At 71.8% G+C, this 26166-nt stretch carries 23 protein-coding genes; 15 read left to right on the plus strand and 8 right to left on the minus strand.

What is annotated here, in order from left to right; translation table 11 throughout:
* Positions 1–178: 178 nt before the first annotated feature.
* On the plus strand, positions 179–646 hold the full coding sequence (locus ACFWXC_RS17505) for a hypothetical protein (RefSeq protein WP_384479555.1): 468 nt from the start codon (positions 179–181) through the stop codon (positions 644–646).
* Here ACFWXC_RS17505 and ACFWXC_RS17510 read toward each other — a convergent pair.
* Positions 639–1397, minus strand: a complete 759-nt coding sequence (locus ACFWXC_RS17510; RefSeq protein WP_384479557.1) for a zeta toxin family protein — start codon at positions 1395–1397, stop codon at positions 639–641. The genes ACFWXC_RS17505 and ACFWXC_RS17510 overlap by 8 nt on opposite strands.
* A gap of 460 nt (positions 1398–1857) precedes the next feature.
* On the opposite strand from ACFWXC_RS17510, the gene ACFWXC_RS17515 reads away from it, so the two are divergent.
* The 3 genes from ACFWXC_RS17515 (at position 1858) to ACFWXC_RS17525 (ending at position 6137) form a co-directional block, all read left to right on the plus strand.
* Positions 1858–2703: a glycosyltransferase gene (locus ACFWXC_RS17515; protein WP_384479558.1), complete on the plus strand. Its 846-nt coding sequence runs from the start codon at positions 1858–1860 to the stop codon at positions 2701–2703.
* Positions 2700–4772 (plus strand): ArnT family glycosyltransferase, encoded by a 2073-nt coding sequence (locus tag ACFWXC_RS17520; RefSeq protein ID WP_384479560.1) that lies wholly within the window; start codon positions 2700–2702, stop codon positions 4770–4772. Before ACFWXC_RS17515 ends, ACFWXC_RS17520 begins: the two co-directional genes overlap by 4 nt.
* Positions 4773–5018: 246 nt before the next feature.
* Positions 5019–6137, plus strand: coding sequence for a M20/M25/M40 family metallo-hydrolase (locus ACFWXC_RS17525; protein WP_384479562.1), 1119 nt, complete (start codon positions 5019–5021; stop codon positions 6135–6137).
* 14 nt (positions 6138–6151) lie between these two features.
* On the opposite strand, the gene ACFWXC_RS17530 is transcribed toward ACFWXC_RS17525, so the two are convergent.
* Positions 6152–6883 (minus strand): TetR/AcrR family transcriptional regulator, encoded by a 732-nt coding sequence (locus tag ACFWXC_RS17530; RefSeq protein WP_384479563.1) that lies wholly within the window; start codon positions 6881–6883, stop codon positions 6152–6154.
* A 173-nt stretch (positions 6884–7056) separates the two neighbouring features.
* Between ACFWXC_RS17530 and ACFWXC_RS17535 the strand changes: the two genes are divergently transcribed.
* From ACFWXC_RS17535 to ACFWXC_RS17560, 6 genes are read left to right on the plus strand one after another with little or no spacing between them, the layout of a single operon-like run.
* A complete protein-coding gene (locus ACFWXC_RS17535) occupies positions 7057–8769 on the plus strand; it encodes an ABC transporter substrate-binding protein (protein ID WP_384479565.1) in 1713 nt (570 codons plus the stop codon).
* A 31-nt stretch (positions 8770–8800) separates the two neighbouring features.
* A complete protein-coding gene (locus tag ACFWXC_RS17540; RefSeq protein ID WP_384479567.1) occupies positions 8801–9769 on the plus strand; it encodes an ABC transporter permease in 969 nt (322 codons plus the stop codon).
* The gene (locus ACFWXC_RS17545) at positions 9766–10677 is read left to right on the plus strand and encodes an ABC transporter permease (protein WP_384479569.1); all 912 of its coding nucleotides are present in this window, start codon (positions 9766–9768) and stop codon (positions 10675–10677) included. Before ACFWXC_RS17540 ends, ACFWXC_RS17545 begins: the two co-directional genes overlap by 4 nt.
* The gene (locus ACFWXC_RS17550; RefSeq protein WP_384479571.1) at positions 10677–11690 is read left to right on the plus strand and encodes an ABC transporter ATP-binding protein; all 1014 of its coding nucleotides are present in this window, start codon (positions 10677–10679) and stop codon (positions 11688–11690) included. Before ACFWXC_RS17545 ends, ACFWXC_RS17550 begins: the two co-directional genes overlap by 1 nt.
* Positions 11687–12700, plus strand: coding sequence for an ABC transporter ATP-binding protein (locus tag ACFWXC_RS17555; protein ID WP_384479573.1), 1014 nt, complete (start codon positions 11687–11689; stop codon positions 12698–12700). Before ACFWXC_RS17550 ends, ACFWXC_RS17555 begins: the two co-directional genes overlap by 4 nt.
* Positions 12697–14550, plus strand: a complete 1854-nt coding sequence (locus ACFWXC_RS17560; protein ID WP_384479575.1) for a prolyl oligopeptidase family serine peptidase — start codon at positions 12697–12699, stop codon at positions 14548–14550. The genes ACFWXC_RS17555 and ACFWXC_RS17560 overlap by 4 nt, the downstream gene beginning before the upstream one ends.
* Here the strand turns inward: ACFWXC_RS17560 and ACFWXC_RS17565 are convergent.
* Positions 14535–15437, minus strand: a complete 903-nt coding sequence (locus ACFWXC_RS17565; protein WP_384479577.1) for an alpha/beta fold hydrolase — start codon at positions 15435–15437, stop codon at positions 14535–14537. The genes ACFWXC_RS17560 and ACFWXC_RS17565 overlap by 16 nt on opposite strands.
* 106 nt (positions 15438–15543) lie before the next feature.
* On the opposite strand from ACFWXC_RS17565, the gene ACFWXC_RS17570 reads away from it, so the two are divergent.
* Together ACFWXC_RS17570 and ACFWXC_RS17575 are read left to right on the plus strand one after the other, a co-directional pair.
* Positions 15544–16455, plus strand: coding sequence for a LysR family transcriptional regulator (locus ACFWXC_RS17570; RefSeq protein ID WP_384479579.1), 912 nt, complete (start codon positions 15544–15546; stop codon positions 16453–16455).
* Positions 16456–16512: 57 nt separating this feature from the next.
* A complete protein-coding gene (locus ACFWXC_RS17575; RefSeq protein WP_384479581.1) occupies positions 16513–17568 on the plus strand; it encodes a tartrate dehydrogenase in 1056 nt (351 codons plus the stop codon).
* An 89-nt stretch (positions 17569–17657) separates the two neighbouring features.
* On the opposite strand, the gene ACFWXC_RS17580 is transcribed toward ACFWXC_RS17575, so the two are convergent.
* From ACFWXC_RS17580 to ACFWXC_RS17590, 3 genes are read right to left on the minus strand one after another with little or no spacing between them, the layout of a single operon-like run.
* Positions 17658–18398, minus strand: coding sequence for an FAD:protein FMN transferase (locus ACFWXC_RS17580; protein ID WP_384479583.1), 741 nt, complete (start codon positions 18396–18398; stop codon positions 17658–17660).
* Positions 18399–18400: 2 nt separating this feature from the next.
* Complete coding sequence (locus ACFWXC_RS17585; protein ID WP_384479585.1) at positions 18401–18802, minus strand: FMN-binding protein; 402 nt, start codon at positions 18800–18802, stop codon at positions 18401–18403.
* Positions 18803–18812: 10 nt separating this feature from the next.
* Positions 18813–20150: a ferric reductase-like transmembrane domain-containing protein gene (locus ACFWXC_RS17590; protein WP_384479587.1), complete on the minus strand. Its 1338-nt coding sequence runs from the start codon at positions 20148–20150 to the stop codon at positions 18813–18815.
* 91 nt (positions 20151–20241) lie between these two features.
* Between ACFWXC_RS17590 and ACFWXC_RS17595 the strand changes: the two genes are divergently transcribed.
* The gene (locus ACFWXC_RS17595) at positions 20242–20997 is read left to right on the plus strand and encodes a response regulator transcription factor (protein ID WP_384479589.1); all 756 of its coding nucleotides are present in this window, start codon (positions 20242–20244) and stop codon (positions 20995–20997) included.
* Positions 20994–22430, plus strand: a complete 1437-nt coding sequence (locus tag ACFWXC_RS17600; protein WP_384479591.1) for a sensor histidine kinase — start codon at positions 20994–20996, stop codon at positions 22428–22430. Before ACFWXC_RS17595 ends, ACFWXC_RS17600 begins: the two co-directional genes overlap by 4 nt.
* Positions 22431–22598: 168 nt before the next feature.
* On the opposite strand, the gene ACFWXC_RS17605 is transcribed toward ACFWXC_RS17600, so the two are convergent.
* Entirely contained in the window at positions 22599–23834 is a 1236-nt protein-coding gene (locus ACFWXC_RS17605; protein ID WP_384479593.1) for a PP2C family protein-serine/threonine phosphatase, read from the minus strand.
* Positions 23835–24307: 473 nt separating this feature from the next.
* Entirely contained in the window at positions 24308–24700 is a 393-nt protein-coding gene (locus tag ACFWXC_RS17610; protein ID WP_384479594.1) for an ArsR/SmtB family transcription factor, read from the minus strand.
* 97 nt (positions 24701–24797) lie between these two features.
* Between ACFWXC_RS17610 and ACFWXC_RS17615 the strand changes: the two genes are divergently transcribed.
* Positions 24798–26063: an MFS transporter gene (locus ACFWXC_RS17615; protein WP_384479595.1), complete on the plus strand. Its 1266-nt coding sequence runs from the start codon at positions 24798–24800 to the stop codon at positions 26061–26063.
* The last annotated feature ends 103 nt before the right edge of the window (positions 26064–26166 follow it).

The following is a 26166-nucleotide window of genomic DNA, read 5'->3' on the forward strand; positions in this document are numbered from 1 at the left end:
CGGGCACAAAGGGTCGCCATTGCGGAATCAGCCATTCCATAAGAATCCCGTGTGTTCCTGGCGGTCTACGAGTGTCCCTCGGGATCCATGCCCCCTAAGCTGGGCAACCACGGAACGGGGGCGCGACACAGGCCTCTCCATGCCCCGGCTCCCCCACCTCCGGACAGGGAGAGAAACGGTGTGGTCGACCACCAGGCATGCGGGCCGGGGGCTCGGCGGAAGTGACGCCGAGCGAAGTTCCACGCCGTTCCGCCAGCTGTGGCACACCGCTTTCAGAACACTGCGGAAACGCCCTGCCGGGGAAGTCCGGGCAGAAGGAGCCCACAAGACGGTTCTGCCGCCCGACGCGGAAATCCGGCAGCCGACGGCCCCGCACGACACGTACGACCCCGAGGCTCTCGGGCACGCCGCGGCCCTGGAATGCGTACGACTGGTCATCGCCTGGTACAACAGGGCCATCCATCTGGAGAGGCACAACCGGCCACCCGATCCCGTGCGGCTGGACGAACTGCTGACAGCACGCCAGAAGTGCATGGCCGAGCGGAAATACCTCGACGAGGCCACTCCCGAGCAGGCCGACCGCATGGCCCGGGACTACAGCGTCCTGTTCGGGAAACTGACCCGCCAGAATCCGCAGCTCAGTTGACCGACGAGATCAGCGGTGCGGCCAGTTCGGCGATCTCGTGCCATTCGTCGGCGTACTGGGGAAGTCGCCGGTGCAGCAGACCCTGGTTCCCGAAGAAGTGCGCCGCCTCCACGGTGGTGTAGGGCCGCCGCCACTCGCCCTCCATGGCCTGCACGGCCCCGCCCGGCAGGTGGCCGGCGTCGCCGCGCTCGCTGCGGTGGAGCACCGTTCCGTCGCGCCGTACCACCCGGAGCGCGTGCACCGAGGACTCCCGCTCGACCGCCGCGACGACCTCACCGAGCGCCTTGAAGCACTCGTTGTGCCCGGCGGTCTCGGTGAACCGGGCGTGCGTCGGATTCCTGCGGAGCACCCGCGCATAGCGCAGCCCGATGCCCTGCCGGCTGTCCGCCTCGCGCACGGCGAGAACCACGAGTTCCACCCGGTAGTGCGCGGCACGGAAAGCGGCGACCTCTCCGAGGAAACACCGGATGGGGAGCCTGGGGCTGATCTCGATCACGAGATGGCCCGCCATCTGCCGCATCCCGGCGACCACCCGCGCCTGCCATTCCTGATAGACGGACCGGACCAGGGTGCCGGCGGTCCGCGGATTGTCCTTCAGGGCCGGCAGATAACGCGGGTCGTTGATCTTGAAGTCGTCGCCCGAGATCCGCGTCGCCTTCTCCAGCCCGTCCGGCACCAGATGGCGGTTCTCGGATTTCCCGGCACCCGGCTGCCCCATGACATACACCACGACGGGCGCCGCCTGAGACACGACTTGTTCGTAGCCGGGCCAGATGAGATGGGTGAAAATCCACTCTCTGTCGTCTTGCGACAGATCGTCGAGAGTCAAGGGCGTCCCGATCTGTGACTCATGGGCGGAGCGGCAAGGCGCACCATCAGGCTACCTGCCCGTCTTTCACCTGATTCCCAGCAGCCTCAGGAACATCTTGCGATGCGCACGGCTCCGACCGCAATGGTTGTTGAGGGTCATTCGCATACGGAACCCTGACGCGCACCGTCCGAGCGAATGAACAAGACTCACCATTTCCGCTCGGAAACCGAATTGAACGCGCCTCGGACTCGCCACCGCCCGCACGGAACCCACGACTCCGGCCCGGCACCTGGGTCTCCGACAGGTGCCCACTGTGGGCAGGCTGTGAGTTCCCTAATTCTCATTCCTCGCTCAGTGAAGCCTCACGACCGCCCCAGACAGCGCCCCGATCGTCATGGCCATGAACGAAACGAACGCGGGAGGCGTCCGGCGCCGGTCGGTCGAGATCGTGGTGCCGGTCCACAACGAGGCCCATGTCCTCGCCGGCAGCATCGGCCGTCTCCACGCATACCTCGAGGACTCCTTCCCGTTCCCGTTCCGCATCACGATCGCGGACAACGCGAGCACGGACGCCACCTGGACGGTGGCGACCGACCTGACCCTGCGCCTGCCGCACGTCCACGCACGGCGGCTGGAGCTCAAGGGCCGGGGCCGTGCGCTGCGGCACGTGTGGAGCAGGTCCACCGCCGACGTCGTCGCCTATATGGACGTCGACCTGTCGACCGGGCTCGAAGGCTTCCTGCCGCTGGTCGCCCCGCTCCTGTCCGGGCACAGCGACCTCGCCGTCGGCAGCCGGCTGCACCGGCAGGCGGCGGTGGTGCGCGGCCCGAAGCGGGAGTTCGTCTCACGCTCCTACAACCTGCTCCTCAAGGCGGGGCTGGGCGCCCGCTTCTCGGACGCGCAGTGCGGCTTCAAGGCCGTACGCACGGAGGTGTTCCGGGCGCTCGCCCCGCACATCGAGGACACCGCCTGGTTCTTCGACACCGAACTGCTGGTGCTCGCCCAGCGCAACAGGCTGCGCGTCCACGAGGTCCCGGTCGACTGGGTCGACGACCCCGACAGCCGGGTCGACATCGTCCGCACCGCCGTCGACGACCTCAAGGGCATGGGCCGGATGTTCCGGGCCACCGTCACCGGCCGCACCCGCGTCGCCGCCGTACCCCGCCGTACCACCGTCCCGCAGGACGTCGCGGTCCTGCCCACCGGGGCGGCCACCGCCACCGAGCCCCTGGAGTACGCGTCATGACGACCCTCGCCCCGCCGCCCGCCCCGGTCCAGGACGGCCGGCACCGGTCCGCCGCCCCGCCGGTCTCCCGCGCCAGAAGGCTGTTCATGGGCGCCCCCGAGGACCCCCGCTGGGCCCGTCCGGCCCTGTGGGCGATCCTGCTCCTGGCCACCGTCCTGTACGCCTGGAACCTCTCCTCCGTCACCGGCAACACCTTCTACGACGCGGCCGTCTACTCCGGCACCAAGAGCTGGAAGGCGTTCTTCTTCGGCGCGCTGGACTCCGGCAGCTTCATCACCGTCGACAAACCCCCCTTCGCCCTGTGGGTGATGGGCCTGTCCGCCCGCGTCCTCGGCTACGGCACCTGGCAGTTGATGCTGCCGATGGTCGCCACCGGCGTCGGCTCGGTCGCCCTGCTGTACCGGCTGGTCAAGCGGGACTTCGGGGTCGTGGCGGCCACGATCGCCGCAGTGGTGCTGACCCTGACGCCCATCACCGTCGCCATCAACCGCGACACCAACCCCGACCCGGTCCTGGTCTTCCTGATGCTGCTCGGTGCGGCCGCGCTGCTGAAGGCCGTGCGCACCGGCAGGTTGCTGCCGCTGGTGTGGTCGGCGGTGGCGATCGGCTTCGCGTTCAACACCAAGATGATGCAGGCGTACGTCGTGCTGCCGGCGTTCTTCCTGGTCTATCTGTGGGCCGCGAACGTGTCGTTGGGCAGGCGTGTCCGCAACCTCGCCGTCGCCACGGTCGCGTTGATCGTGAGCAGCGCCTGGTGGATGGCGATCGTCGACCTGATCCCGGCCTCCTCGCGGCCCTACATCGGCGGCTCCACCGACAACACCGTGTGGGACCTGGTCATCGGCTACAACGGCTTCGGCCGGATCTTCGGGGCCAGTTCCTCGGTGGGCTCGCAGGGCAACGGCGCCAGTTTCGGCGGCAGTTCGGGCCTGTACCGGATGTTCAACGACATCATGGGCGGCCAGATCTCGTGGCTGATCCCGTTCGCCGCGATCGCCCTCGTCGGCGGCCTCGTACTGCGCGGCCGGGCGCCGCGCACCGACGCCAGGCGGGCCGCGCTGATGCTGTGGGGCGGCTGGTTCGTCCTGCACTTCCTGACGTTCTCCCTCGCCGAGGGCACCTTCCACCCGTACTACGTCACCGCGATGGCCCCCGGGATCGCGGCCGTGGCCGGCGCGGGCGGGGTCATGCTGTACGACGCCTTCCGCGACGGTTCTGGGGCGAAGTGGGGCTGGGTGCTTCCGGCGGCGGTCGCCGCCAGTACCGTCTGGGCGGTCGTCCTGCTCCAGCGGGTGTCCGGATCCGGCACGGTGTACACGGTCGCCGAGGTGGTGGCCGCGCTGGGCGGTGCGCTGGCGGTGGCCGGGCTGCTGGTCGGGCGGTTCATGCGGCGGCAGAGGCTGATGGGCTTCGCGGCGGTGGTGGCGATCGTCGCCCTGCTGGCCGGCCCGGCCGCCTACTCCGTCTCGGCGGCGACGACCGCGAGCACCAACGGCACCAACCCGACGGCCGGCCCCGACACCGGCGGTGGTATGGGCGGTATGGGCGGCGGTGGACAGCGGCCGAGCGGCAGCGCGCCGAGCGGGACCAAGAGCGGCACCGCCCCGAGCGGCACCGGCGGGCAGTCCATGGGGCAGCCGCCGACCGGGACGGGAAGCACCGGCACCGGCACCGGCACCAACTCCAGCAGCCAGTCGCAGTCCGATCGGACCGCCGGAGGCATGGGCGGCGACACCCAGGTCAGCTCCGCGATGATCACGTACCTCAAGAAGCACCAGGACGGCGCCACCTGGCTGGTGGCGGTGGCCACCGACCAGACGGCCTCCTCGATCATCCTGGAGTCCGGTCAGCCCGTCATCTCCATGGGCGGCTGGTCCGGCAGCGACGACGCGATGACCCTCGCCAAGCTCAAGAGCCTGGTGAAGACCGGCAAGCTGCACTACATCGTGGTCAGCAGCAGCGGCGGCCAGGGCACCGACTCCGAGATCGCGACCTGGGTGAAGAAGCACGGCAGCGCGGTGACCGCGTACAGCGGGCTGTACCGCCTGGACACGTCCGACGTCGGCTGACCGGCTCCTCCCCGTTTCCTTCTCCGCGGTCCCGCCAAGAGGGCCGCCGGCCTCGGGCCCGGCATGACACGCCCCAGAGGGTGGTGTCATGCCGGGCCCGAGAAGTGCCGTTGGACACGGCGACGAGAGGCTCCCAGAAGATAGCAACGCATATTGACTATCTTCTAGACTACAAGCATGGTGATGTTCTCGGAATTCCGGTGGCACACGGCCGACGGGATCATCATCGATCGGAAGGGAGCTGTCTTGTCCTTCAGTTCCGGCTCCACGCCCCCCGAGCGCTTCACCCGGCGACTGGGGCAACTGGTGGGCATCGAGACGCCGTCGGGTCGGGCCCGAGGGCTGAACGACGCCTACGACCTGCTCGAAACCTGGGCGGGCGGCGCGCTGGGCCGCCCCGAACGGATCGTCTCCGACGGGGTGCCGCACCTGTACTGGGGCGGCGCGGATCCTTCCGTACCGAAGAGCCGCCGGGTCCTGCTGCTCGGGCACGCCGACACGGTGTGGCCGCTGGGCACGCTGGCGGAGAACCCGTTCGAAGTGTCAGGGGCGCGCGCGACCGGCCCCGGGGTCTTCGACATGAAGGCCGGGCTCGTGCTCGCCTTCGAGGCGCTCGCGCTGGCCGGTGACGTCTCACACGTCAGCGTGGTGGTGTCCGGTGACGAGGAGTGCGGGTCGATCACCTCACGCGCGCTCGTCGAGGAGGCCGCGGCGGCCTGCGGCGCGGTCCTGGTACTGGAACCCAGCGAGGGCGGCGCGCTCAAGACCGCACGCAAGGGCGTCGCGCAGTACCGCCTCGGCGTCAACGGCCGGGCCGCGCACGCCGGCCTCGAACCGCACAACGGCGTCAACGCGCTGGTCGAGCTGGCCCATCAGGTGCTGACGATCCGCGATCTGGCCGACCGGGACCGCGGGACCACCGTCACACCCACGGTGGGCGGCGCCGGCACCACCACCAACACCGTTCCCGAGCAGGCGTTCGTGGACATCGACGTGCGGGCCTGGGAGCGCGCGGAACTGGAACGGGTGGAACAGGAACTGCGGGCACTGCGCCCGCGGGAGCCCGGCGCGGAACTCGCCTTCCAGGGCAGCGTCAACCGCGGCCCGCTGGAACGCGGGATGTCCGTCGGCCTGCTGGGCTCCGCCCGGGCGGTCGCCGAGCGGCTGGGGCTCGCCCCGGTCACCGAGACGAGCGTCGGCGGCGGCTCGGACGGCAACATCACGGCGAGTCTGGGGGTGCCCACCCTGGACGGACTGGGCCCGGACGGCGGTGGCGCACACGCCCGCCACGAGTGGGTGGACCTGTCCTCCGTCCGGGACCGTACATCCCTCGTCGCCGGCCTACTCGCCGATCGGGCGCCCTGACACCGGGGCCCCGGTCACGCCTCCGTCGCCCTGTCCCGCACCCTGGCCTCCACGGAGTCGAGCAGCATGTCGATCGCGTTGTCGAAGATTCCGGGATCGCCGATCGCCGCCAGCGGGGCCGTCAGACCGGCGATCCTCGGATAGGTGTCCGCCGGAAGACGGCGGTACTCCAGCTCCCAGGCCAGGGTGTCCCGGTCGCGGGAGTCGGCGTCGAGCGCCTGGAGCCCGGCCTCCATGGCGGACAGCGAGCGGATGACGTTCCCGAAGACCCGGACGAACGTCACCGCCTCCTCGTCGTCGAGGCCGGCCCGCCGCAGACAGCCGAGGGCGAACTCCACATTGGCGAACTCGGTCGGCCGGCGCGTCGTACGCGCCGCCATCTGCCAGGCGAACACGGGGTACCGCATGTAGTGCTCGTGGATGTGCCGGGCCTGCGTGCGCAGGTCGTCGCGCCAGGAGTCGGTGGCCTTGAGCTGTCCGCCGTAGGAGCGCGCTCGGAGGTCGTCGATGAGCTCCAGGATCAGCTCGTCCTTGTCGCGGAAGTGCCGGTAGAGCGAGGTCGGGTGGGCGTGCAGCTCCTTGGCGAGGGCCTGGAAGGTGAACGCCTCCAGACCGTCCCGGGTGGCGACCTTCTCCGCCGCGTCCAGGATCACCCGCCGGCTGAGCGTGTCCCGCGCCAGCCGCCGCCGACCTCCGGTCCCGCTCGCCGAAGCGTCCTTGCTCCCGCTCGCGCGCGCACCACTCATGCTCGTCCCTTCCCTCGGCTTCCGGGCCGCCGTCGCGACCCTATCGCCCGCACCAAAACGTTATCCACAGACCTGGGCAACACGAACGCATAGTTACTAGCCTATGTCCATTGCTAAGTCTTGCACGGCTCCCTACGATGAGCCCACGGCTTCGCCACGGAAGGTTTCCAGCCATGCCTCAACCGCTCACTGCGACCGTTCAGGGCCGGTTCCCGGCCAGACTCCCGGCGGCCGGCACACTCCTCACCGCACTGGCGCTGACCGCCACCGCATGCACCTCCGGGGCCCCCGTCCCGGCGTCGGACACCGGCACGAACCTGCCGGTCAGACAGGGCGGCAGCCTGGTCATCGGGGCCGAGCAGGAGCCCGACTGCGCCGACTGGATCGGCACTTGCGGCGCCTCCATCTGGGGCACCTACCTGATGCAGACGCAGACCGTCCCGCAGGTCTTCGACGTCCGCCTCAAGGGCGGGAACTGGACACCGGTTTCCTCGAACCTGATGGCCTCCGAACCGACCACGAAACTGGTCGGGAACCAGCAGCAGATCACCTACAGGCTCAACCCGAAGGCCGTCTGGTCCGACGGAAAGCCGATCACCTCCGCCGACCTGAAGTACACCGCCCTCCAGGTCCGCGACGGCAAGGCGATCTTCGACAAGAGCGGCTACGACCGCATCACCTCGGTCACCACCCCCGACGCCACCACCGCCGTCGTCACCCTCAAGTCCCCGTACGGCAACTGGAAGCAGCTCTTCGGCGCCGGCTACGGGGTACTGCCCTCTCATCTCCTCCAGGGCAAGGACCGCAACGCCGTCATGAAGGACGGCTACACCTTCAGCGGCGGCCCCTGGAAGATCGCGTCCTGGAAGAAGGGCGTCTCCGTCACCCTCGTCCCCAACGACCGCTACTGGGGCCCCAAGCCGCACCTGGACAAGGTCACCTTCCAGTTCGCCTCGGACACCGCGGCGGCCGTCCAGGCCTTCGCCGGCGGGACCTTCGACGCCCTCTACCCCACCCCGCAGCTCACCACGGTCGACCAGATCAAGACCCTGGGCAGCGCGGCCCACATGCAGGTGCAGTCAGGGACCGGCAACCTCCAGGCCCTGTGGCTCAACAACGCGAAGTTCCCCTTCGACTCGGCCGCCGTACGCAAGGCCTTCGCCTACTCCGTCGACCGCGAGGCCATCGTCAAGCGCCTGTTCGGCTCGTACGGCGTCACCGCTCCCGCACAGAGCTTCCAGTCGCCGCTGCTCTCCCGCTACGCCGCCGACGACTTCTCCGGCTACAAGCCCGACGCGGCCAAGGCGGCCCAGCTGATGAAGGCGGACGGGTGGACGAAGAACGGCAGCGGGTACTGGGCGAAGAACGGCAAGGAGGCCGCGTTCGCCGTCACCTCCCTCGCCGGCAACCAGAGCCGTGAGCTGACCGAACAGATCCTCCAGGCCCAGCTGGCCAAGGCCGGGTTCCGGGTGACGATCAAGAACTCCACGCCCGCGAACATCTTCGGCAAGCTCGCTCCCGCCGGCGACTTCCAACTGGGCCTGTGGAACCTCACCGACTCCTTCCCCAACCCCACCCTGTCCGCCACGTTCAGCAGCACGGCCATCCCGAGCGCCGCCAACGGGCAGTCCGGCATCAACTTCATGCGCATCCGCATCCCGGGCCTGGACCCGGTGCTGGAGCGGGTGGACACCGAACTCGACGACAGCGCCCGGATCGCGGACTCGCACAAGGCGGAGAAGCTCATCGCCGACGACGTCCCCTCACTGCCGCTGGCCGCCGTCCCGAACATCCTGGTCACCGGCGCGCGCGTCGGCGGGCCGCTCTCCATCAACCCGGTGGAGGGCCCCTGGTGGAACCTCGCGGAATGGGGCCTGACGAAATGACACCGGTCCGCCCACCCCGCAGGGGCCTGCCATGACCAGATACGCCCTGCGCCGCCTGCTGGCCTCCGTGCCCGTGGTCTGCGTCGCCTCGTTCATCCTGTTCTGGGCGGTGCGGGCGACCTTCGACCCGCTGGCGAAACTGCGCCAGTCGGTCGACCCCACGGCCCTGCACCGGGAGACGGTCCGCCTCGGGCTCGACCGGAGCCTGCCCGAGCAGTACCTGCTGTGGGTGAAGGGCTTCGTCCAGGGCGACTGGGGCATCAGCACCCGCACCGGCGGAGCCGTGCTGCCGATGGTCGGCGACGCCCTGGGCACCACGCTCCAGCTGATCCTGTGGGGCGTCGCCCTCGCCGTCGTCCTGGCGCTGGCGATCGGGCTGTACTCGGCGGCCCGCCAGTACACCGTGGGCGACCACGTGCTGACGGGCCTGTCCTACCTCGGTGTCGCCATGCCGGCGTTCTGGTTCGGCCTGGTCCTCATCCAGGTGCTCGCCGTCTGGCCCAAGCAGCAGTTCGGCCTGCCGGACCCCCCGCTGTACTTCGTGGGACTGCACTCCGTCGGCCACAGCGGACTCGACCTCGACTACCTGCGCCATCTGGTGCTGCCCGTGATCACGCTCACCGTCGGACTCGTCGCGTCCTGGTCCCGGTTCGGCCGCGCCACCCTCCTGGAGGCGCTCTCCAGCGACTACGTCCGCACCGCCCGGGCCAAGGGCGTCCCCCGCCACCGCATCCTCCTGCGGCACGCCCTGCGCAACGCGCTCGCGCCGTTCGTCACCGTCGTCGCCATGGACGCCGCCGCCCTGGTCGGCGGGCTCGTGGTGACCGAGCAGATCTTCTCGATCCCCGGCATGGGCAAGCTGTTCCTCGCCTCGCTGGAGACCGGGGACGTCTTCGTCCTGCTGCCCTGGATGCTCGTCGTGGCCGTCGCCGTCATCCTCTTCAACCTGCTGGCCGACCTGTCCTACGCCCTCCTCGATCCCCGGGTGGCCCTGCGATGACCCAGCCCACCGCGCTCCCGGCGCCCTCCCCTCCCCTCACCGGACCGCCCACCGCGTCCGGCGACCCGCGGACCTCCCGTGTCGTCCTGTCCCGCTTCCTGCGCCACCGCCTCGCGGTCGCCGCGCTGATCGTGCTCGTCGTCCTGGCGGTCTGCTGCTTCGGCGCCGGCTGGATCGCGCCCTACCCGCGCAACGCCCAGGACCTCCTGGCCGCCTCCCAACCACCGTCCGGCTCCCACTGGTTGGGCACCGACTCCCTCGGCCGCGACTACCTCAGCGAGATGTTCTACGCCGGACAGCTCTCCCTGGCGATCGGCCTCGGCGTCGCCCTGCTGGCCACCCTGGTGGGGACGGCGGCCGGCGCGATTGCCGGGTATCTCGGCGGCTGGCCCGACGAGGTGATCATGCGGGTGGCCGACCTGTTCCTGATCGTGCCCCCGGTCGCCGTCCTGGCGGTGTCCCTGCAAGGCCTCGGCCCCTCGCCGCTGACCATCGTGGTGGTGCTGAGCAGCCTGGGCTGGACCCTGATCGCCCGGGTCGTCCGGGCCCGGGTGATCCAACTGCGCCACCAGGAGTTCGTGGAGGCGGCCCGGGTCATCGGCGCCTCCGGCCCGAGGATCGTCGTACGGCACCTGCTGCCCAACCTGACCGGCCTGATCGTGGTCAACGTGTCCCTGACGGTGGCCACGGCGATCATCCTCGAATCCACCGTCAGCTTCCTCGGCTACGGCGTCCAGCCGCCCAAGTCGAGCTGGGGCAACATGCTCACCCAGGCCACCGGACTGATCGGCACCTCACAGGCCTATCTCCTCTACGTCCCCGGCCTGGCGATCCTCGTCACCGTGCTCGCCGTGAACTTCCTCGGCGACGGGCTGCGCGACGCGCTCGACCCCCAAGGCAGGCAGTGATGGCACCCGCCACCGAAGACACCGGCCAGGCGGCGGCCCCGCTGCTGTCGGTCCGCGACCTGAGTGTCACCTACCGCACCGACGCCGGTCCCGTGGCCGCCCTCGACCGGCTCTCCTTCGACCTGCACGCCGGGGAGACCCTGAGCATCGTCGGCGAGTCCGGCTCCGGGAAGAGCGCCGCCTCCCTGGCGGTGATGGGGCTGCTGCCGCGCAACGCCACCGCCTCGGGCTCGGTGCGGTTCCGCGGCCGGGAGCTGCTGGACCTGTCCGACCGGGAGCTGCGTGCCGTACGCGGCCGGCGCATCGCCATGGTCTTCCAGGACGCGCTGGCCGCGCTGAACCCGATGATGACGGTGGGCGCCCAGCTCGCCGAGGCGGTGAGCGTGCACGACCCGTCCGTCTCCCGCGCCGCCCTGCGGGAACGGGCCGTGGACCTGCTCGACCTGGTCGGCATCCCCGATGCGCGGACCCGGGCCGGGCAGTACCCGCACGAATTGTCGGGCGGCATGCGGCAGCGCGTGATGATCGCCACCGGTATCGCCAACGAACCGGACGTCCTCATCGCCGACGAGCCGACCACCGCGCTCGACGTGACCGTCCAGGCGCAGGTCCTCGACGTCCTGGCGCGCGTCCAGGAGCGTACGAAGTCCGCGATCCTGCTGATCACCCACGACCTGGGCGTGGTGGCCGGCCTGGCCGACCGCGTCCTGGTCCTGTACTGCGGGCGGAAGATGGAGGAGGCCCCGGTCGAGCCCCTCTTCTACCAGCCGGCCCACCCCTACACGCGCGGTCTGCTCGCCGCGCTGCCGCGGATCGACCGCAGCACCCGGCGGCTCGCCCAGATCGCCGGCCAGCTGCCCTCGCCGAACGAGCGGCCTGAGGGCTGTCCCTTCCAGAACCGCTGCCCGCACGCCGACGAACGGTGCGCCGAGAGCCCCCGGCCGGTCCCGGTCGGCGAGGGCCACACCGCGGCCTGTGTGCGGGCGCACGAGATCGCGAGCGTGACGCCATGACCGCACCGGCACTGACCGTCGAGGGGCTGGTCGCCGAGTACACCACCGGCCGGCGCGGACGGCACGCGGGGACCGTGCGGGCCGTCTCCGGGGTGGACCTCGTCATCCCGCGCGGCACCACCCTGGGCCTGGTCGGCGAGACCGGCTGCGGCAAGAGCACCCTGGGCCGCTGCCTGGTCCGGCTGACCGACCCGGCCGCCGGCCGGATCATGCTGTTCGACACGGACGTGACGGCGGCCGGGCGACGGGAGCTGGCGGCCGTACGCCGTCGTATCCAGTTCGTGTTCCAGGACCCGTACGCCTCCCTCAACCCGAAGCTCACCGTGCACGCGGCGCTCGCCGAGCCGCTGCGGATCCACGGTCTGCACCGGGGCCGGGAGAGCGAACGGGTGCGGGAACTGCTGGAGTTGGTCGGTCTGGACCCGGGGCACGCCCACCGGCATCCGCACCAGTTCTCCGGAGGCCAGCGGCAGCGCATCGGCATCGCCCGCGCACTCGCCGTGGAACCGGAGGTGCTGGTCCTCGACGAACCGGTCAGCGCGCTGGACGTCAGCGTGCAGGCCGGGGTGATCAACCTGCTGGAGGACCTCCAGCAGGAGTTGGGCCTCACCTATCTGTTCGTCGCCCACGACCTGTCGGTGGTCCGGCAGATCAGCGACCGGGTCGCGGTCATGTACCTCGGGCGGATCGTCGAACAGGGGCCCGTGGAGGCACTGTTCACCCGGCCGCGCCATCCCTACACCCAGGCCCTGCTCTCCGCCGTGCCCATCCCCGATCCGCGGCTGCAGCGGGCGCGCCGACGGATCGTCCTGGACGGCGATCTGCCCAGCCCGCTGGCCCCGCCGTCCGGCTGCCGGTTCCGCACCCGCTGCTGGAAGGCGCGGGACGTGTGCGCCGAGACCACGCCCGCCCTCGTGGAGCAGGGCGACGGCCTGCTGACCGCCTGTCACTTTCCCGACGACCCGCCCCCGGCAACCCCGGACCGACCCGAGGAGGTCACCACACCATGAGCAGCGACTGGCAGAGGTTCTTCACCACCGACCGGCCCCACGCCGTCCGGCGCGGGCGCGGACCGGGCGACCGGTCCCTGATCGTCGTGGAGAGCGAGGACGGTCCCCGGCTGTCCCTGTGGGACGCGGGGCGCGGCGCGGTCCGGCCACTGAGCGAAGTGACCTCGGGCGACCTCGTGCAGGCCGTTCTCTCCTCCGACGGCGAGCAGATCCTGGCGCTGCACGACGAGAACGGCTCCGAGGTCGGCCATGTGCACGCGACGGGACTGGACGACGACGCCGGCCGCGATCTCACCCCCGATCTGCCGCCCTACGTCCTGCGCGGCATCGACGTGGCGGGGCGGGCGGACCGGGCCGTGATCACGTGCGCGGCGGAGGACGGTTTCAGCCTGTGGCTACTGAGCACGGACGGTTCAGCCGGCCCCGAGCTGCTGTTCCGCTCGCCGCACGAGGCATGGAACGGCCTCGTCTCGACCGACGGCACCCGTGCCTCCGTCGACACCACCGACCACAATCCCGGCGTCCGCAGATTCGCGGTCACCGTCGTCGACACCGCCACGGGCGAGGTGCTCGACCGCCTCACCGACGGTCCCGACGCACCGGTGCGCGGTGTGCGGTACTCCCCCGTGCCGGGCGACGACCGGATCCTGGTCGCCACCGAACGCACCGGGTACGCCCGCCCCTGCGTCTGGCATCCCACGCTCGGCACCCGCATCGACATCGACGCACCGCATCTCCAGGGCGACCTGGTCCCGCTGGACTGGTCCGACGACGCCACCCGGATCCTGGCCGTGCACGTGGACGCCGGGATCCACCGGGTCATGGAGGCCGACCTGGAGTCGGGCACGCTCCGGCCGCTCGACCATCCGCAGGGCGCGTACTTCGAGCCGGACGTGGCGAACGCGCACCTCCACCTGTGGGCCTCGCACTACGGCCCCGGAAGCACCGTGCGCCTCCTGCACCAGCGCTTCGACTCCCCGCTGCGCGTGCTGCACGCCAACGGCCCGGACTCGGCGCCCGTCCCCGTGCTCTTCCCGCAGCCCGACCTGGACGGCGTGCAGTGCACGTCGAACTCGATCCGCTCGACGGACGGCACCCACGTCCAGCTGTGGTGGGCCCGGCCGCGCCGCACCGAAGGACCCGGCCCCCTGGTCCTGAACCTGCACGGCGGCCCCAACATGGTGTCGGTCGACAGCTACGACCCCGCCGCCCAGGCCTGGCTGGACAACGGCGTGGCCTACGCCTCGCTGAACTACCGGGGTTCGGTCACCTTCGGGCGGCGCTTCCGCGAGGGGTTCATGCCGGCGATCGGCGACCGGGAACTGGAGGACATCGAGGCGGCGGTCCGCTGGCTGGTCGCCGAGGGCGTCGCCGACCCCGACAAGGTCTTCGTCACGGGCGCCTCGTACGGCGGTTTCCTGTCGCTGCTGTCCGTGGGACGGCTGCCCGGACTGTTCGCCGGCGCCCTGGCGCACGTACCGATGGCGGACTGGCTGGCGGGATACGAGGACATGAACCCGGCGCTGCGCGCGGCCTGGTCGTCGTTCTTCGGCGGGAAGCCGGAGGACGGCCTGGACCGGTTCGTGCGGGCCTCACCCATCACCTACGTGGCCGAGGTCGTCGCGCCGGTCTGGATCAACCAGGCCACGCACGACACCCGTACCCCGCCCAAGCAGGTGCGCCGCTACGAAGAGGCACTGCGCGCGGCCGGCGGGGACATCGTCGTCGACTGGTACAGCGGCGGTCACGAGACGACCGGGCGGGTCAAGGCGCTGGCCGAGCAGTCCAGGATGCTCGGCCTCGTCCGGGCCGCCCTGCGTCAACAGCCTTGGAGTCAGGGCCTGTTGTGAGCCGTGAGGAAGGACCGGAGGTGGCCGAGGGTCGCCTCCGGGGCCTCCTCGGGGACGTAGTGGTCGCAGGGCAGCGCGGCGCCGGTGACGTCGTCGGCGTACGCGGACCAGACGGCCGGGACGTCGTAGTGGCGGCCGACGAAGCTGTGCTCGCCCCAGAGCGCGAGCAGCGGCTGGGTGAGTCGGCGGCCGGCCGCCGCGTCCTCCTCGTCGTGGACGAGGTCGATCGAGCCGGCCGCGCGGTAGTCCTCGCAGGAGGCGTGGATCGCAGCCGGGTCGGAGAAGCAGCGCACGTACTCGGCCTGGGCGTCCGGATGGAAGGGGGTGCCGCCCTGGTGCCGGGCGCCCATCCGGGCCCGGATCCAGAACTCCGGGTCGCGGCCGATCAGGTGCTCGGGGATGCCGTTGCCCGCGGTCAGGAAGAACCAGTGGTAGTAGCCGCGCCCGAAGTCGGCGTCGGCGTGCAGATAGGCGTGCCGGGTCGGCACGATGTCCAGGACCGCAAGGGCGGAGACCGCCCGCGGATGGTCGAGCGCCAGGCGGTGGGCGACCCGGCCGCCCCGGTCGTGCCCGACCACCACGAACCGCTCGAAGCCCAGCTCCCGCATGACGAGCAGCTGGTCGCGTGCCATGGCCCGCTTGGCGTACGGGGTGTGCCCGGCGTCCGACGGCGGCTTGTCGCTGTCGCCGTAGCCGCGCAGGTCGGTGAGGACCACCGTGTGGGTCTCGGCCAGGCGCGGGGCGATCAGGTGCCAGATGGCGTGGGTCTGGGGATAGCCGTGCAGCAGCAGGACCGGCGGCCCGTCCCCGCCCACGCGGGCGTTGATACGGACACCGTCCGCGTCGACGGTGTACCGGGCGAACGAGGCGGGCAGCAGACTCTTCATGGTCCGATCCCAGCAGGGCCCGGGCGGCCCGTCCAAGACCCGTGGCCGACAATGCATATAGGCGCGGCCTATCGGCGGACAGGGGCGGGCGCGGGAAGGCGGCAGCGTGGACGTCCGGCAGCTGGAGTACTTCCTCGCGGTGGTCGACCACGGCAGCTTCAACCGTGCGGCGACCGCGCTCTACCTCTCCCAGCCCTCGCTCTCCCAGGCGATCCGGGCCCTGGAGCGGGACCTGGGCAGCGACCTTTTCCACCGGATAGGCCGCCGGGTCGTCCTCACCGAGGCCGGTACTGCGCTCATCGAACCGGCCCGGGCGGCGGTCCGCGGCCTGGAACTGGCGCGGGCGAGCGTGGAGTCGGTGCACGGGCTGCGCACCGGCCGGGTGGAGATCGCGGCGATGCCGTCCCAGGCCGTCGCCCCGCTCACCGGGATGATCAGCCGCTTCCACCGGGCCCATCCGGGTGTGTCGGTGACCGTACGGGCCGCGTTCACCGCGCGGGACGTGACCGAGATGGTGCGCACGGGGGTGACGGAGCTGGGTCTGCTGGCCGCCGCGGACGCGACCCCGGACACGGAGGTCGGGGCCCACCCCCTCCCGGAGCAGCGGTTCGTGCTGCTGGCGCCTCCGGACGGCCCCTTCGCCCCGGACACGACCGTGGTGGACAGGAAGGACCTCGCCGGGCACCGGCTGATCGTCGGGCAACAGGGCACCGGGATGCGCCGGTACGTCGACGACCTGATCGCCGACGGGGTGAAGGTGACCCTTGCGGTCGAGACCGAGCACCGGGTGGCGATCCTGCCGCTGGTCCTGGCGGGATCGGGCCTCGCGGTCGTCACCGACGCGTGGCGGGACCTGGCCCGGCGGACGGGCGTCCGGGTGCTGGAGCTGGAACCGCGTACGAGCCTGCGGGTGACGCTGGTGAGCCGGCCCGGCACGACGACCCCGGCGGCGGAGGCGTTCCTGCGCACGGCGCTGCAGGAGGGTGCGGACACGGCCCCTTATAAGGACTGCCTATAAGGCACATGGGCAGCCGGTCTTGGACGCGCCGCACGAACCGTTGCTGCAATCCATCCCATGGAGAAGCACCGCATCGCCCTGATCCCCGGCGACGGCATCGGCGCCGAGGTCGTCCCCGCGGCCCGCCGGGTGCTGGACGCCGTCGCCGCCCGCCACGGCATCGCCCTCACCTACGACACCTTCGACTGGTCCTGCGAGCGCTATCTCGCCGAGGGCGCGATGATGCCGCCCGACGGCCTGGACCGGATCCGGGGGCACGACGCGATCCTGCTCGGCGCGGTCGGCTACCCGGGGGTCCCGGACCATGTCTCGCTGTGGGGTCTGCTGATCCCCGTCAGGCGCGGCTTCCAGCAGTATGTGAACCTGCGCCCGATCCGCGTCTTCGAGGGTGTGCCCAGCCCGCTGCGCGAGGCCCGGCCGGGCGACGTGGACTTCGTCGTGGTGCGGGAGAACGTCGAGGGCGAGTACGGCGAGATCGGCGGGCGCCTGTACCGCGGTCTGCCGGAGGAGACGGCCGTGCAGGAGGCGGTGTTCACCCGCAAGGGCGTGACCCGGATCGTGGACTACGCGTTCGAGCTGGCCGCCGGCCGGTCCGGACGGCTGACCTCGGCGACGAAGTCCAACGGGATCGTGCACACGATGCCCTTCTGGGACGAACTCGTCGCCGAAAGCGCCGCCCTGCACCCGGGGGTGGCGTGGGACCAGGAGCACATCGACGCGCTGGCCGCGAAGTTCGTGCTCGACCCGGGCCGCTTCGACGTCGTGGTCGCCTCCAACCTGTTCGGTGACATCCTCAGCGACCTGGCGGCGGCGATCGCCGGCAGCATCGGCATCGCCCCCGCGGCCAACCTCAACCCCGAACGGGACTTCCCCTCCATGTTCGAGCCGGTGCACGGCTCGGCCCCCGACATCGCCGGGCGCGGCACGGCCAACCCGCTCGGTGCGATCTGGTCCGCCGCGATGATGCTGGACCACCTCGGCCACCCCGAGGCGGCCGGTGCCGTCACCGACGCGATCGCCGCATTCCTGTCCACGACCCGGCTGCGCACTCCGGACCTCGGAGGCTCGGCGACCACAGCCGAGTTCACGGCGGGCCTGATCGACCTGCTGTGACCGGGGCGCTCAGAGGTGGCCCCGGACGACTGATACAGGAGACGGTCCCGGCTTCCCGGCTACCTCGAAGGGCCCGTCGCCGCCGGAGGTCAGGCGGCCGCCGACGGCTCCTCCGCGACCGGGATGCCCGCCGTCCGCAGTACCTGCCGGCCGGTGTCCACGGCGAACACCTCGCAGCCCGGGCGGGCAGCGGCCCACCCGACGCCCTCGGCGCCCATCGCGAACGCGGCCGTGGCCACGGAGTCCGCCTCGGTCAGCGAGGGGGCGACGACCGTGAGGCTGAGCAGCCCGGTCGCCGGACGTCCCGTCCGGCCGTCGATGATGTGGTCGCCGCGCTCGTAGCGGGCGGACGTGGCGACCGCCCCGTCGGTGACTTCGAGGACCGTGCACACCTGGTCGGCGTGCTCGGGGTGCCGTACGCCCACCCGCCAGGGCCCGCCGGAGGCGACCACGTCACCACCGGCGTTCAGCACGAACCGTCGCGCCCCGGCCGCCGACAGCAGGTCCGCCGCGCGCTGCACCGACCAGCCCTTGACCACCGCGCACGGGTCGAGGCCCCGCCCCGGCAGCCGTACGTCGAACGCGCCGCCGGTCGCCAGCCGGTACTCCTCGCACAGCGCGAGCACCTCGGCGAGGTCCGGGCTCACCTCGGTCTCGGAGAGTTCGCCCCGGTCGAGCCGGGAGACCTCGCTGTCCGGCCTGAACGGGCTGAACCGCTCGTCGACCTCGCGCAGCCAGGCGAAGACGGCGTCCGCCGCGCTCTCCGGGACGTCCCTGTCGTCGATCCGCAGGGAGACCGGGAAGCCCATGACGTGTTCGACTCGGCGCACGGTCAGCCCTTCGCGTCGATCGCGGCCTGGAGGGACTCCCGGTAGCCGTCACTGGTGATCGTCGCGCCGGACACGGTGTCGATGTCCGCGCTCTGCGCCTTCAGCGTCTCCGAGATCAGCACCGGGACGGCCGCGGTCGTCTGCGGATGGTCGGGCTGCTGGAGCATCCTCACCGCGGTGATCTTGTCGCCGTCGAAGGTCACCTGGACCTCCACGGGACCCTTCTCGGTGTTGACGGTGCTGCCCTTGACGACCGTGCCCGAAGCGCCGGTCGCGGAGGTGGACGGGGTCGTGACGGGCTGCTCGGCGGTGGCGGTCGTCGTACCGCCGACGGACGGCTCGTAGCGCCAGACGGGGATCAGGCCCGCGATGCTCAGGGCGACGACAGGTATGGCTCGCTTCACGATGTCTCTCTCATCCCGCCAGGCTGAAACGCTCGAAGTGGATCTGCGGCTTGGGCACGCCCAGGTCTCCCAGGCTGCGCAGCACCGCGTTCATCATCGGCGGCGGGCCGCACAGGAAGACGTCCCGGTCGGCGATGTCCGGCACCAGCTGGATCAGCTCGCGCGCGGCCAGCTTGTCGGGGACCGGCGGGCCGGTGACCAGGTGCAGTTCGGCGCCCTTGGCGACGGCGAGGTCACGCAGTTCGCCGTAGAGGACGGCGTCCCGGTCGGCGGCGACGCGGTAGATGACGACCGTGTGGCCTTCGAGGTCCTCCAGGAGGGCGCGGATGGGGGTGACGCCGACGCCGCCCGCGATCAGCAGGGACTCGGTCTTCCGGCGGTGCAGGGGGGTGAAGGCGCCGTAGGGGCCCTCGGCGAAGACCCGGGTGCCGACCTTCAGGTGGCGCAGGGCGGCGCTGCCGTCGCCGACGGCCTTGGCGGTCAGGCGCAGGGTGCGGCCGTCGGGGGCGGCGGAGAGGGAGAAGGGGTTCGCCTGCCACCAGCGGTCCTTCGTGAGGAACCGCCACAGGAAGAACTGGCCGGCCTGCGCGCCCAGTTTCTCGAGGTCACGGCCGGTGACGTGGACCGAGACCACGTTGTCCGACTCGGGGACGACGGCGGAGACCCGGAACTGGTGGCGGTAGTTGCGCCACAGGGGCAGGACCAGCCGGCCCAGGGCCACCGAGCCGAGCGCGACGCCCCACACCGTGTACCAGTACGCCGTCGCGGCGGACGACGCCGTGAACGTCGTACCGACCGCGACCTGGTGGCTGAAGGCGAGCACCACGGCCACATACGTGTAAAGGTGGACGAAGTGCCAGGTCTCGTAGGCGAGCCGACGGCGGGCGTAGCGGGCCGAGACGGCGCCGACCACGAGGATGATGCCGAGGGCGACGACGGCCCGGAGTACGCCCTCGGTCGTCTCGGCGAGGTCGACGATCTCGCCGACCGGGCCTACGCCGGCGCCGTCGGCGTAGCCGAAGCTGATGAAGACGGCGTGCCCGAGCAGCGTCCACAGCAGGGCGAAACCGGTCCAGCGGTGCCAGGAGGTCAGCCGGTCCATGCCGATCCGGCGGTCCAGCCAGGGCAGCCGGGCCACCAGCACCAGCTGGAAGGCCATGACGAGGGCGCCGTACAGGCCGAGGAAGCGGCCGATGACGATCAGGGCGTTGGAGGCGAAGCCCGCCTGGGCGAAGAAGTAGGCGACCACGGCCGCGTTCACGGCGAGTACGGCGTACAGGCCCGTGCGGGCCACCACCCTGGGGCGTATCGCCGTGGGGGGCGCAGGGGGCGATTGGACGGTCGTCACGGGTCGGCAGCTCCTTGATCGGGTCCTGGGAGTCGAGCTTCACCCGTCACTGCTGTCGTTTTCCTGTCGGGCTGCTTTCAACTGGTTATCGATGTGTTTTCTGTGTGAGCACGGGTCTGGCGCCCAGCGCCGGGTGGCGCAGTATGAGCGGGTGGAAAAAGTACGACTCCTCGTCGTGGACGACGACCCGCCGATCGCCGACCTGGTCGCGACGGTCGCACGGTACGAGGGCTGGGAGGCGGTCACCGCGTACTCCGGAGAGGACGCGCTGGCCAGGGCCGCCGAGTTCCGGCCGGACATCGTCGTGCTCGACCTGATGCTGCCCGACCTCGACGGCTTCGGCGTGCTCGACCGGCTGCGGCGCTCCGGGACGATGGTGCCGGTGGTGTTCCTCACGGCCCGCGACGGGGTCGCCGACCGGGTCGCGGGGCTGACCCGGGGCGGGGACGACTACCTGGTCAAGCCGTTCGCGGTGGAGGAGCTGATGGCGCGGCTGCGCACGGTGCTGCGGCGCAGCGCGGGGCCCGGCTTCCAGCGCTCGGTCCTCCAGGTCGCCGACCTGACGATGGACGAGGACACCCGTGAGGTCCGGCGCGGCGAGCGGCTGTTCTCGCTGACCCCGACCGAGTTCGAGGTGCTGCGCTATCTGATGCGCAAGTCGCCGACCGTGCTCACCAAGGCGCAGATCCTGGACCATGTGTGGGAGTACGGCTTCGGCGGCCGCTCGAACGTGGTGGAGCTGGTGGTCAGCCGGCTGCGCCGCAAGCTGGACGAGGCCGGCGGGGAACCGCTGATCCACACCGTGCGCGGTTTCGGGTACGTCGTCCGGCAGCAGGCGGCCGAGTGATCCGGCGGCTGTGGCGCTCGTACCGGAACATGCGCCTGGGCACCCGGCTGGCACTGGGGCTGGGGGCGCTGGCCCTGGTGGTGTTCGCGGTCGTCGGCTCGGCCCTGACCATGTACATGCGGGACTACCTGTCGGCCCAGCTGGACGACCAGCTGATGCTGGCCCAGGTGGCCCAGTCCAAGAGCATCGCGCAGCACGGCACCCTCCAGGGCAAGAAGTACTACCACTGGTACTACGCCGTGTACGACGTCTCGCGCGGCACCCCGGTGCTGCGCAAGCCCGAGGAGACCAGTGACCTGCCCGAGGACATCGGCGACCTCACCTCGGTGGCGAAGGCGCAGATCGCGGCGGGCACGGAGGTGCTGCGGACCAAGGACCTGACCGGCGAGGGCGAGTACCGGCTGCGCGGCTGCGAGGTGGAGCCGGGGGTAGTGCTGGTCAGCGGCGCGCCGATGGACAGCATGGACGACACGGTCCGCCAGCTGGTCACGGTCCAGGTGGTCGCGTTCGGTCTCGCGCTGCTGGCCCTTGTGGTGTTCGGCCGCCGGCTGCTGCGGCACGGCCTGGAACCGCTGAGCGACATGGCACACACCGCCCATGGCATCGCCTCGCACAATCTGACGGAGTCGGCGGCCCGGCTGCCGCTGCGCGCGGCCAAACGGGGCGGCGGCCCCGAGGTCGAGGAGCTGCGCACCGCGTTCAACACGATGCTCGAACACATCGACCACTCCCTCGCCGTCCGCGCGGAGGCCGAGCAGCGGCTGCGCCGCTTCGTCGCGGACGCCTCGCACGAGCTGCGCACCCCGCTGATGTCGGTGCGCGGCTACGCCGACCTCTTCCAGTACGCGGCCGCCAACGCCCCAGGGGAACGCGACAGGCACCTGGCCCGGCTGCGCGCCGAGGCGGCCCGGATGGGCATCCTCCTCGACGACCTGCTGCTCCTGGCCCGTCTGGACGCGGCCGAGGTGGAGACACCGCTGCGGCTGGAGGACGTCGACCTGGCGGAGCTGGTGCGGGAGGCCGCGGACGCCTTCCGGGCGGCGCACTCCGACCATCCGCTGACGGTGACCGTCGGTCCTGACCCGGTCCCGCTCCGCCTGGACCCGGTCCGCATCCGCCAGGTGCTGGACAACCTCCTCACCAACGCCGCCGTCCACACGCCCACCGGCACCCCGGTGTCGGTGACGGTCACGACGGCCCCCGGCTCGGCGTCGGTGAGTGTCACCGACCGGGGTCCCGGCATTCCGTCCGCCGACCGGGCCCGGGTCTTCGACCGGTTCTACCGCGTCGACAAGGCCCGCAGCCGCGACCGCGGCGGCAGCGGCCTGGGTCTGTCGGTGGCGCGGGCCCTGGTGGCGGCACACGGCGGGACCATCGCGCTGGGCGACGGCCCGGCGGGCACGACCGTGTTCACTCTGGCCCTGCCCGGGTAGCCGACGGCGGCCCGGAGCGGGGCAGCGGGGGCGGTCCCGCAGCCGGCACCGAGGCCCGCGCCGAGGCCCGCAGCAGGCCGGCGCCCCCGTCCGGCGTCAACAACCGGATCCCGGGCAGCACTTACCGCGGCCCGGTCAGGCGGGCCGGCACCGTCTCCGGGCTCACCGTCACAGGCCCGGCGTCGCCTCCTCCTCCGGCATGAAGGTGAAACCGCCCTCCCGGGGATGCGGGCGGGCCGCCAGCACCGCGACGTCGTCCTCGGCGTTGCGGGCGTCGAGGCGGGTGAGGATGGACTCCAGAAGGGAGTCCACGCCGACGGACGGGCTGAAGTGCAGGTCCGCGAGGCGGCTCAGGGAGCGGTCGATGTCCTCGCCGCGGTGTTCCACCAGGCCGTCCGTGAAGAGGACGAGGGCGTGGTCGGGGTCGAACTGGTGGGTGGCCGATTCGTAGCCCCCGAAGCCGGTGCCCAGCGGCGGGCCCACGGGGACCGGCAGGAGGGAGGTCCGGCCGTCCCCGGTGATCATGGCGGGCGGAAGGTGGCCGGCGCTGGACAGGGTGACCTGATGGCGGCCCGGGTCGACCCGCACCAGCAGGCAGGTGGCGGGTCTGCGGTCCGCCTCGTGGGCGGCGATGGCGTCCATCTGGCGCAGCACCCGGTGCGGGGGCAACTCGGAGGAGGCGATGTAGCGCAGCGACGACCGGTAGGCGTTCATGTCGACGGCGGCCTCCAGGCCGTGGCCCATCACGTCGCCGACGACGAGCAGCGTGCGGCCGAAGTGCAGCCGTACCGTCTCGCACCAGTCGCCGCCGACCAGCGCCCGGCCGCCGGCCGGGAGGTAGCGGATCGACACATCCAGGTTGGGGTGCGGCCGGCCGGGCTCGGACAGCAGGGCACGTTGCAGGTCGCCGGCGGTGCGGTTGACGTGCTCGTACTCGCGGGCGTGCCGGATGTGGGAGGCGGCGCGTTCGGCGAGCAGGGCGAGCAGTTCGGCTTCCGCACGGACGAAGGCCATCCCCTCGCGGGCGCAGACCAGCACGCCGTACTGGTCGGAGCCGCTGGTCAGGGGCACGCATACGGCCGGACGGGTGCGGCTGCCGGCCGGGCGGGACAGCCAGGGGTCCATCCAGTGGTCGGCCGCCGGGGAGCCCGCGTCCCGGGCCACCGCGGTGGCCCAGCGGGCGTCGGGCAGCATGTCGGCGTCGCCGGTGATCGCCTCGTAGCCGGAGACGGTCTCGCCGACCCGCCGCATCACGGCCGCGCCGCCGCCGGTCAGCCGTACCGCCGCCCGGGTCAGTTCCGTGCAGGTCGTGGGCTCGTCGAGGGTGGTGCCGATGCCGGCCGCGGCCGCGCGCAGCGCCCTGAAGGGCGCGGAAGGGTCGGCGCCCGCGGTGGACCCGTCCACTGACCCCGGGCCGTCGGCGGACGCGGGTCCCCTGCGGGACTGGAACCATCGCGCGACACCCAACACCCTCACAGAATCTCAAACAGCGCCCCAGGGGGCACCAGCCACCCGCGCCGCACAGCCTTCGAATGCGGTGCGGCGTGGCGGCGGGAGCTCCGGCCGCCGCTCCGTCGGCGACGGTGCGTGTTCACCCTCGGGGAGTTCGGATCCGGTGTGCGAGCGGGCCACGGACGGATCCGGCGCGCGGGCTCCCCGGGCCGTGGACGGATCCGGCGGGCGGGCCTGCCGGGCCTCGGACGGGTCCGGCGGCCCGGCACACCGGTTACGCCCGAACGGCGGGCCCGGGTGCGCGGTTCCCCCGCGGACCCGCGGACCCGCGGACCCGTCGGCGACGCTCCGGCCGCCGCGGCCCGCTCCGGCGCCGGCATGCCGACCGTGGCCGCCTGTTCGCCCTTCGGGCGGGAAGGGGCGCGTCAGCCCTCGCCGGGCGTCCAGGCCGCGACCAGGTCCAGCAGGCCGGGGAAGCGCGCGTTCAGGTCGTCGACGCGGACATGGCTGCGGCGCTCCAGGCCGTACTGGCGCTGCCGGGTGACACCGGCCTCGCGCAGGGCCTTGAAGTGGTGGGTCAGCGAGGACTTGGGGCGGTCGAACCCGAACCACCCGCAGGTGTGGTCGTACCGCTCCGAGTCCAGCAGCAGCTTCTGCACGATCCGCAACCGCAGCGGGTCGCTCAGCGCCCCCAGCACCGTCTCCAGGCGCAGGTCCGCCGCCGCCGGCTCGGGCAGCGGCTCGGGCAGGTCCGCGGGGAGCGGCAGCACCTTGAAGTCCGGCACCCGTACGGACGCCGGACGCGCCGTGGAAGGCATAGGCAACTCCTCATGACCCGAATCCTATGTACGACTCCAATCGTACTGCATGCTATGTTCGAGAAAACTCGTACTGCACTAGCAGGAGGTACCTGTCATGTCGGAGAGTCGAACCGCGCCCGCGCGGGTGGTGGGTGAGCAGGAGGCCGCGGCCGGCGAGCCTTCGGGGCCGGATGCCTCCCCCAGCCCCACCTGGTGGGTATGGCTGGCCGCCTGGCCGGTGACGGCGGTCTTCATCCTGTCCAACGCGGCGACGCCGCTGTACGTGATGTGGCAGCGCGAGATCGGGTTCTCCAAGGGGACCCTGACCGTGATCTTCGCCTTCTACATCGTCGGCCTGCTCGGGTCGCTGCTCGTCTCCGGCGTCGTCTCCGACCGGCTCGGCCGCAAGACGGTCCTGCTGCCCGCCCTGGGGCTGGCGCTGGCCGCCTGTGTCATCTTCGCGACCGCGTCCAGTGTGGCCGCGCTGATCGTGGCCCGGCTGTTCACCGGTATCGCCGTCGGCGCGGTGGTCTCCGCCGGCATGGCCGCCGTGACGGACGTGGCCGGCGGGCACCGCAAGCGGCTCGCGGCGCTGCTCGCCTCCTGCGCGATGGTCTTCGGGGCCGGCCTCGGTCCGCTCCTCGCGGGCGTCCTGTCCGAGACCGTGCCCGGTCCCACCGTCACCGTCTTCGTGGTGGAGATGGCGCTGCTGGCCACCGCGATCCTCGCCGTGCTGCGCATGCCGGTGCGCCGCCCCGCCGCACCCGCCAAGGGCGCGTGGATCCGGGTACCCGGCGTCCCGCACGGCAACGGCCTGCAACTCACCCTCGGCATCGCGGTGTTCGCGCCCGGCATCACCGCGACGTCCTTCGTGCTCTCGCTCGGTCCTTCGCTGCTGTCCGGCCTGCTCGGCACCACCAGCCGGATCGTCGCCGGGGCCATGGCGTTCGCGATGTTCCTGACCGCCACCGGGGTGCAGTTCGCCGTGCAGAAGCTGCCCCGGCGCACCATCCTGACCGCCGGAGCCGTCAGCACCACGCTCAGCATGGTCGCGCTCGCCACCGCCGTGCACACCTCGTCGGTCCCCGTGCTGATCGCCTCCGCGCTGCTGGCCGGTGCCGGCCAGGGCATGGGACAGCTCGGCGGGCTCTCGCTGCTCAACCACAGCGTCCCGGCGCAGCGGCTCGCCGAGGCCAACGCGGCGCTCAACGTGGGCGGTTACGTCCCGGCCGGCCTGCTGCCGGTCTCGGCCGGCTACCTCAGCGACGCGATCGGGCTGACCAACGGCGCCACCGTGTTCGCCGTCGTCCTGATGACCCTCGCCGTCATCGGCGGCCTGGTGGTCCTCGCCTCCCGGAGCCGGGTCGCCGAGCCCGTGTGACCGGCCCCCCGCACACCCCCGCCCCCGGGGGCCCCCCGCGCCCCCCCCCGGGGGGCGCCCCCCCCCGGCCCGGGCCGGCCCCCCCCGGTGGCGGGTAAAACAC

The sequence above is a fragment of the Streptomyces sp. NPDC058683 genome, from assembly GCF_042716195.1.
GTDB lineage: Bacteria > Actinomycetota > Actinomycetes > Streptomycetales > Streptomycetaceae > Streptomyces.

Coding starts and splice junctions, on each gene's coding strand:
- ACFWXC_RS17515 (WP_384479558.1), top strand. CDS start 1,858: ATGAACGAAACGAACGCGGGAGGCGTCCGGCGCCGGTCGGTCGAGATC.
- ACFWXC_RS17520 (WP_384479560.1), top strand. CDS start 2,700: ATGACGACCCTCGCCCCGCCGCCCGCCCCGGTCCAGGACGGCCGGCAC.
- ACFWXC_RS17530 (WP_384479563.1), bottom strand. CDS start 6,883: ATGAGTGGTGCGCGCGCGAGCGGGAGCAAGGACGCTTCGGCGAGCGGG.
- ACFWXC_RS17535 (WP_384479565.1), top strand. CDS start 7,057: ATGCCTCAACCGCTCACTGCGACCGTTCAGGGCCGGTTCCCGGCCAGA.
- ACFWXC_RS17540 (WP_384479567.1), top strand. CDS start 8,801: ATGACCAGATACGCCCTGCGCCGCCTGCTGGCCTCCGTGCCCGTGGTC.
- ACFWXC_RS17545 (WP_384479569.1), top strand. CDS start 9,766: ATGACCCAGCCCACCGCGCTCCCGGCGCCCTCCCCTCCCCTCACCGGA.
- ACFWXC_RS17550 (WP_384479571.1), top strand. CDS start 10,677: ATGGCACCCGCCACCGAAGACACCGGCCAGGCGGCGGCCCCGCTGCTG.
- ACFWXC_RS17555 (WP_384479573.1), top strand. CDS start 11,687: ATGACCGCACCGGCACTGACCGTCGAGGGGCTGGTCGCCGAGTACACC.
- ACFWXC_RS17560 (WP_384479575.1), top strand. CDS start 12,697: ATGAGCAGCGACTGGCAGAGGTTCTTCACCACCGACCGGCCCCACGCC.
- ACFWXC_RS17565 (WP_384479577.1), bottom strand. CDS start 15,437: ATGAAGAGTCTGCTGCCCGCCTCGTTCGCCCGGTACACCGTCGACGCG.
- ACFWXC_RS17575 (WP_384479581.1), top strand. CDS start 16,513: ATGGAGAAGCACCGCATCGCCCTGATCCCCGGCGACGGCATCGGCGCC.
- ACFWXC_RS17595 (WP_384479589.1), top strand. CDS start 20,242: ATGTGTTTTCTGTGTGAGCACGGGTCTGGCGCCCAGCGCCGGGTGGCG.
- ACFWXC_RS17610 (WP_384479594.1), bottom strand. CDS start 24,700: ATGCCTTCCACGGCGCGTCCGGCGTCCGTACGGGTGCCGGACTTCAAG.
- ACFWXC_RS17615 (WP_384479595.1), top strand. CDS start 24,798: ATGTCGGAGAGTCGAACCGCGCCCGCGCGGGTGGTGGGTGAGCAGGAG.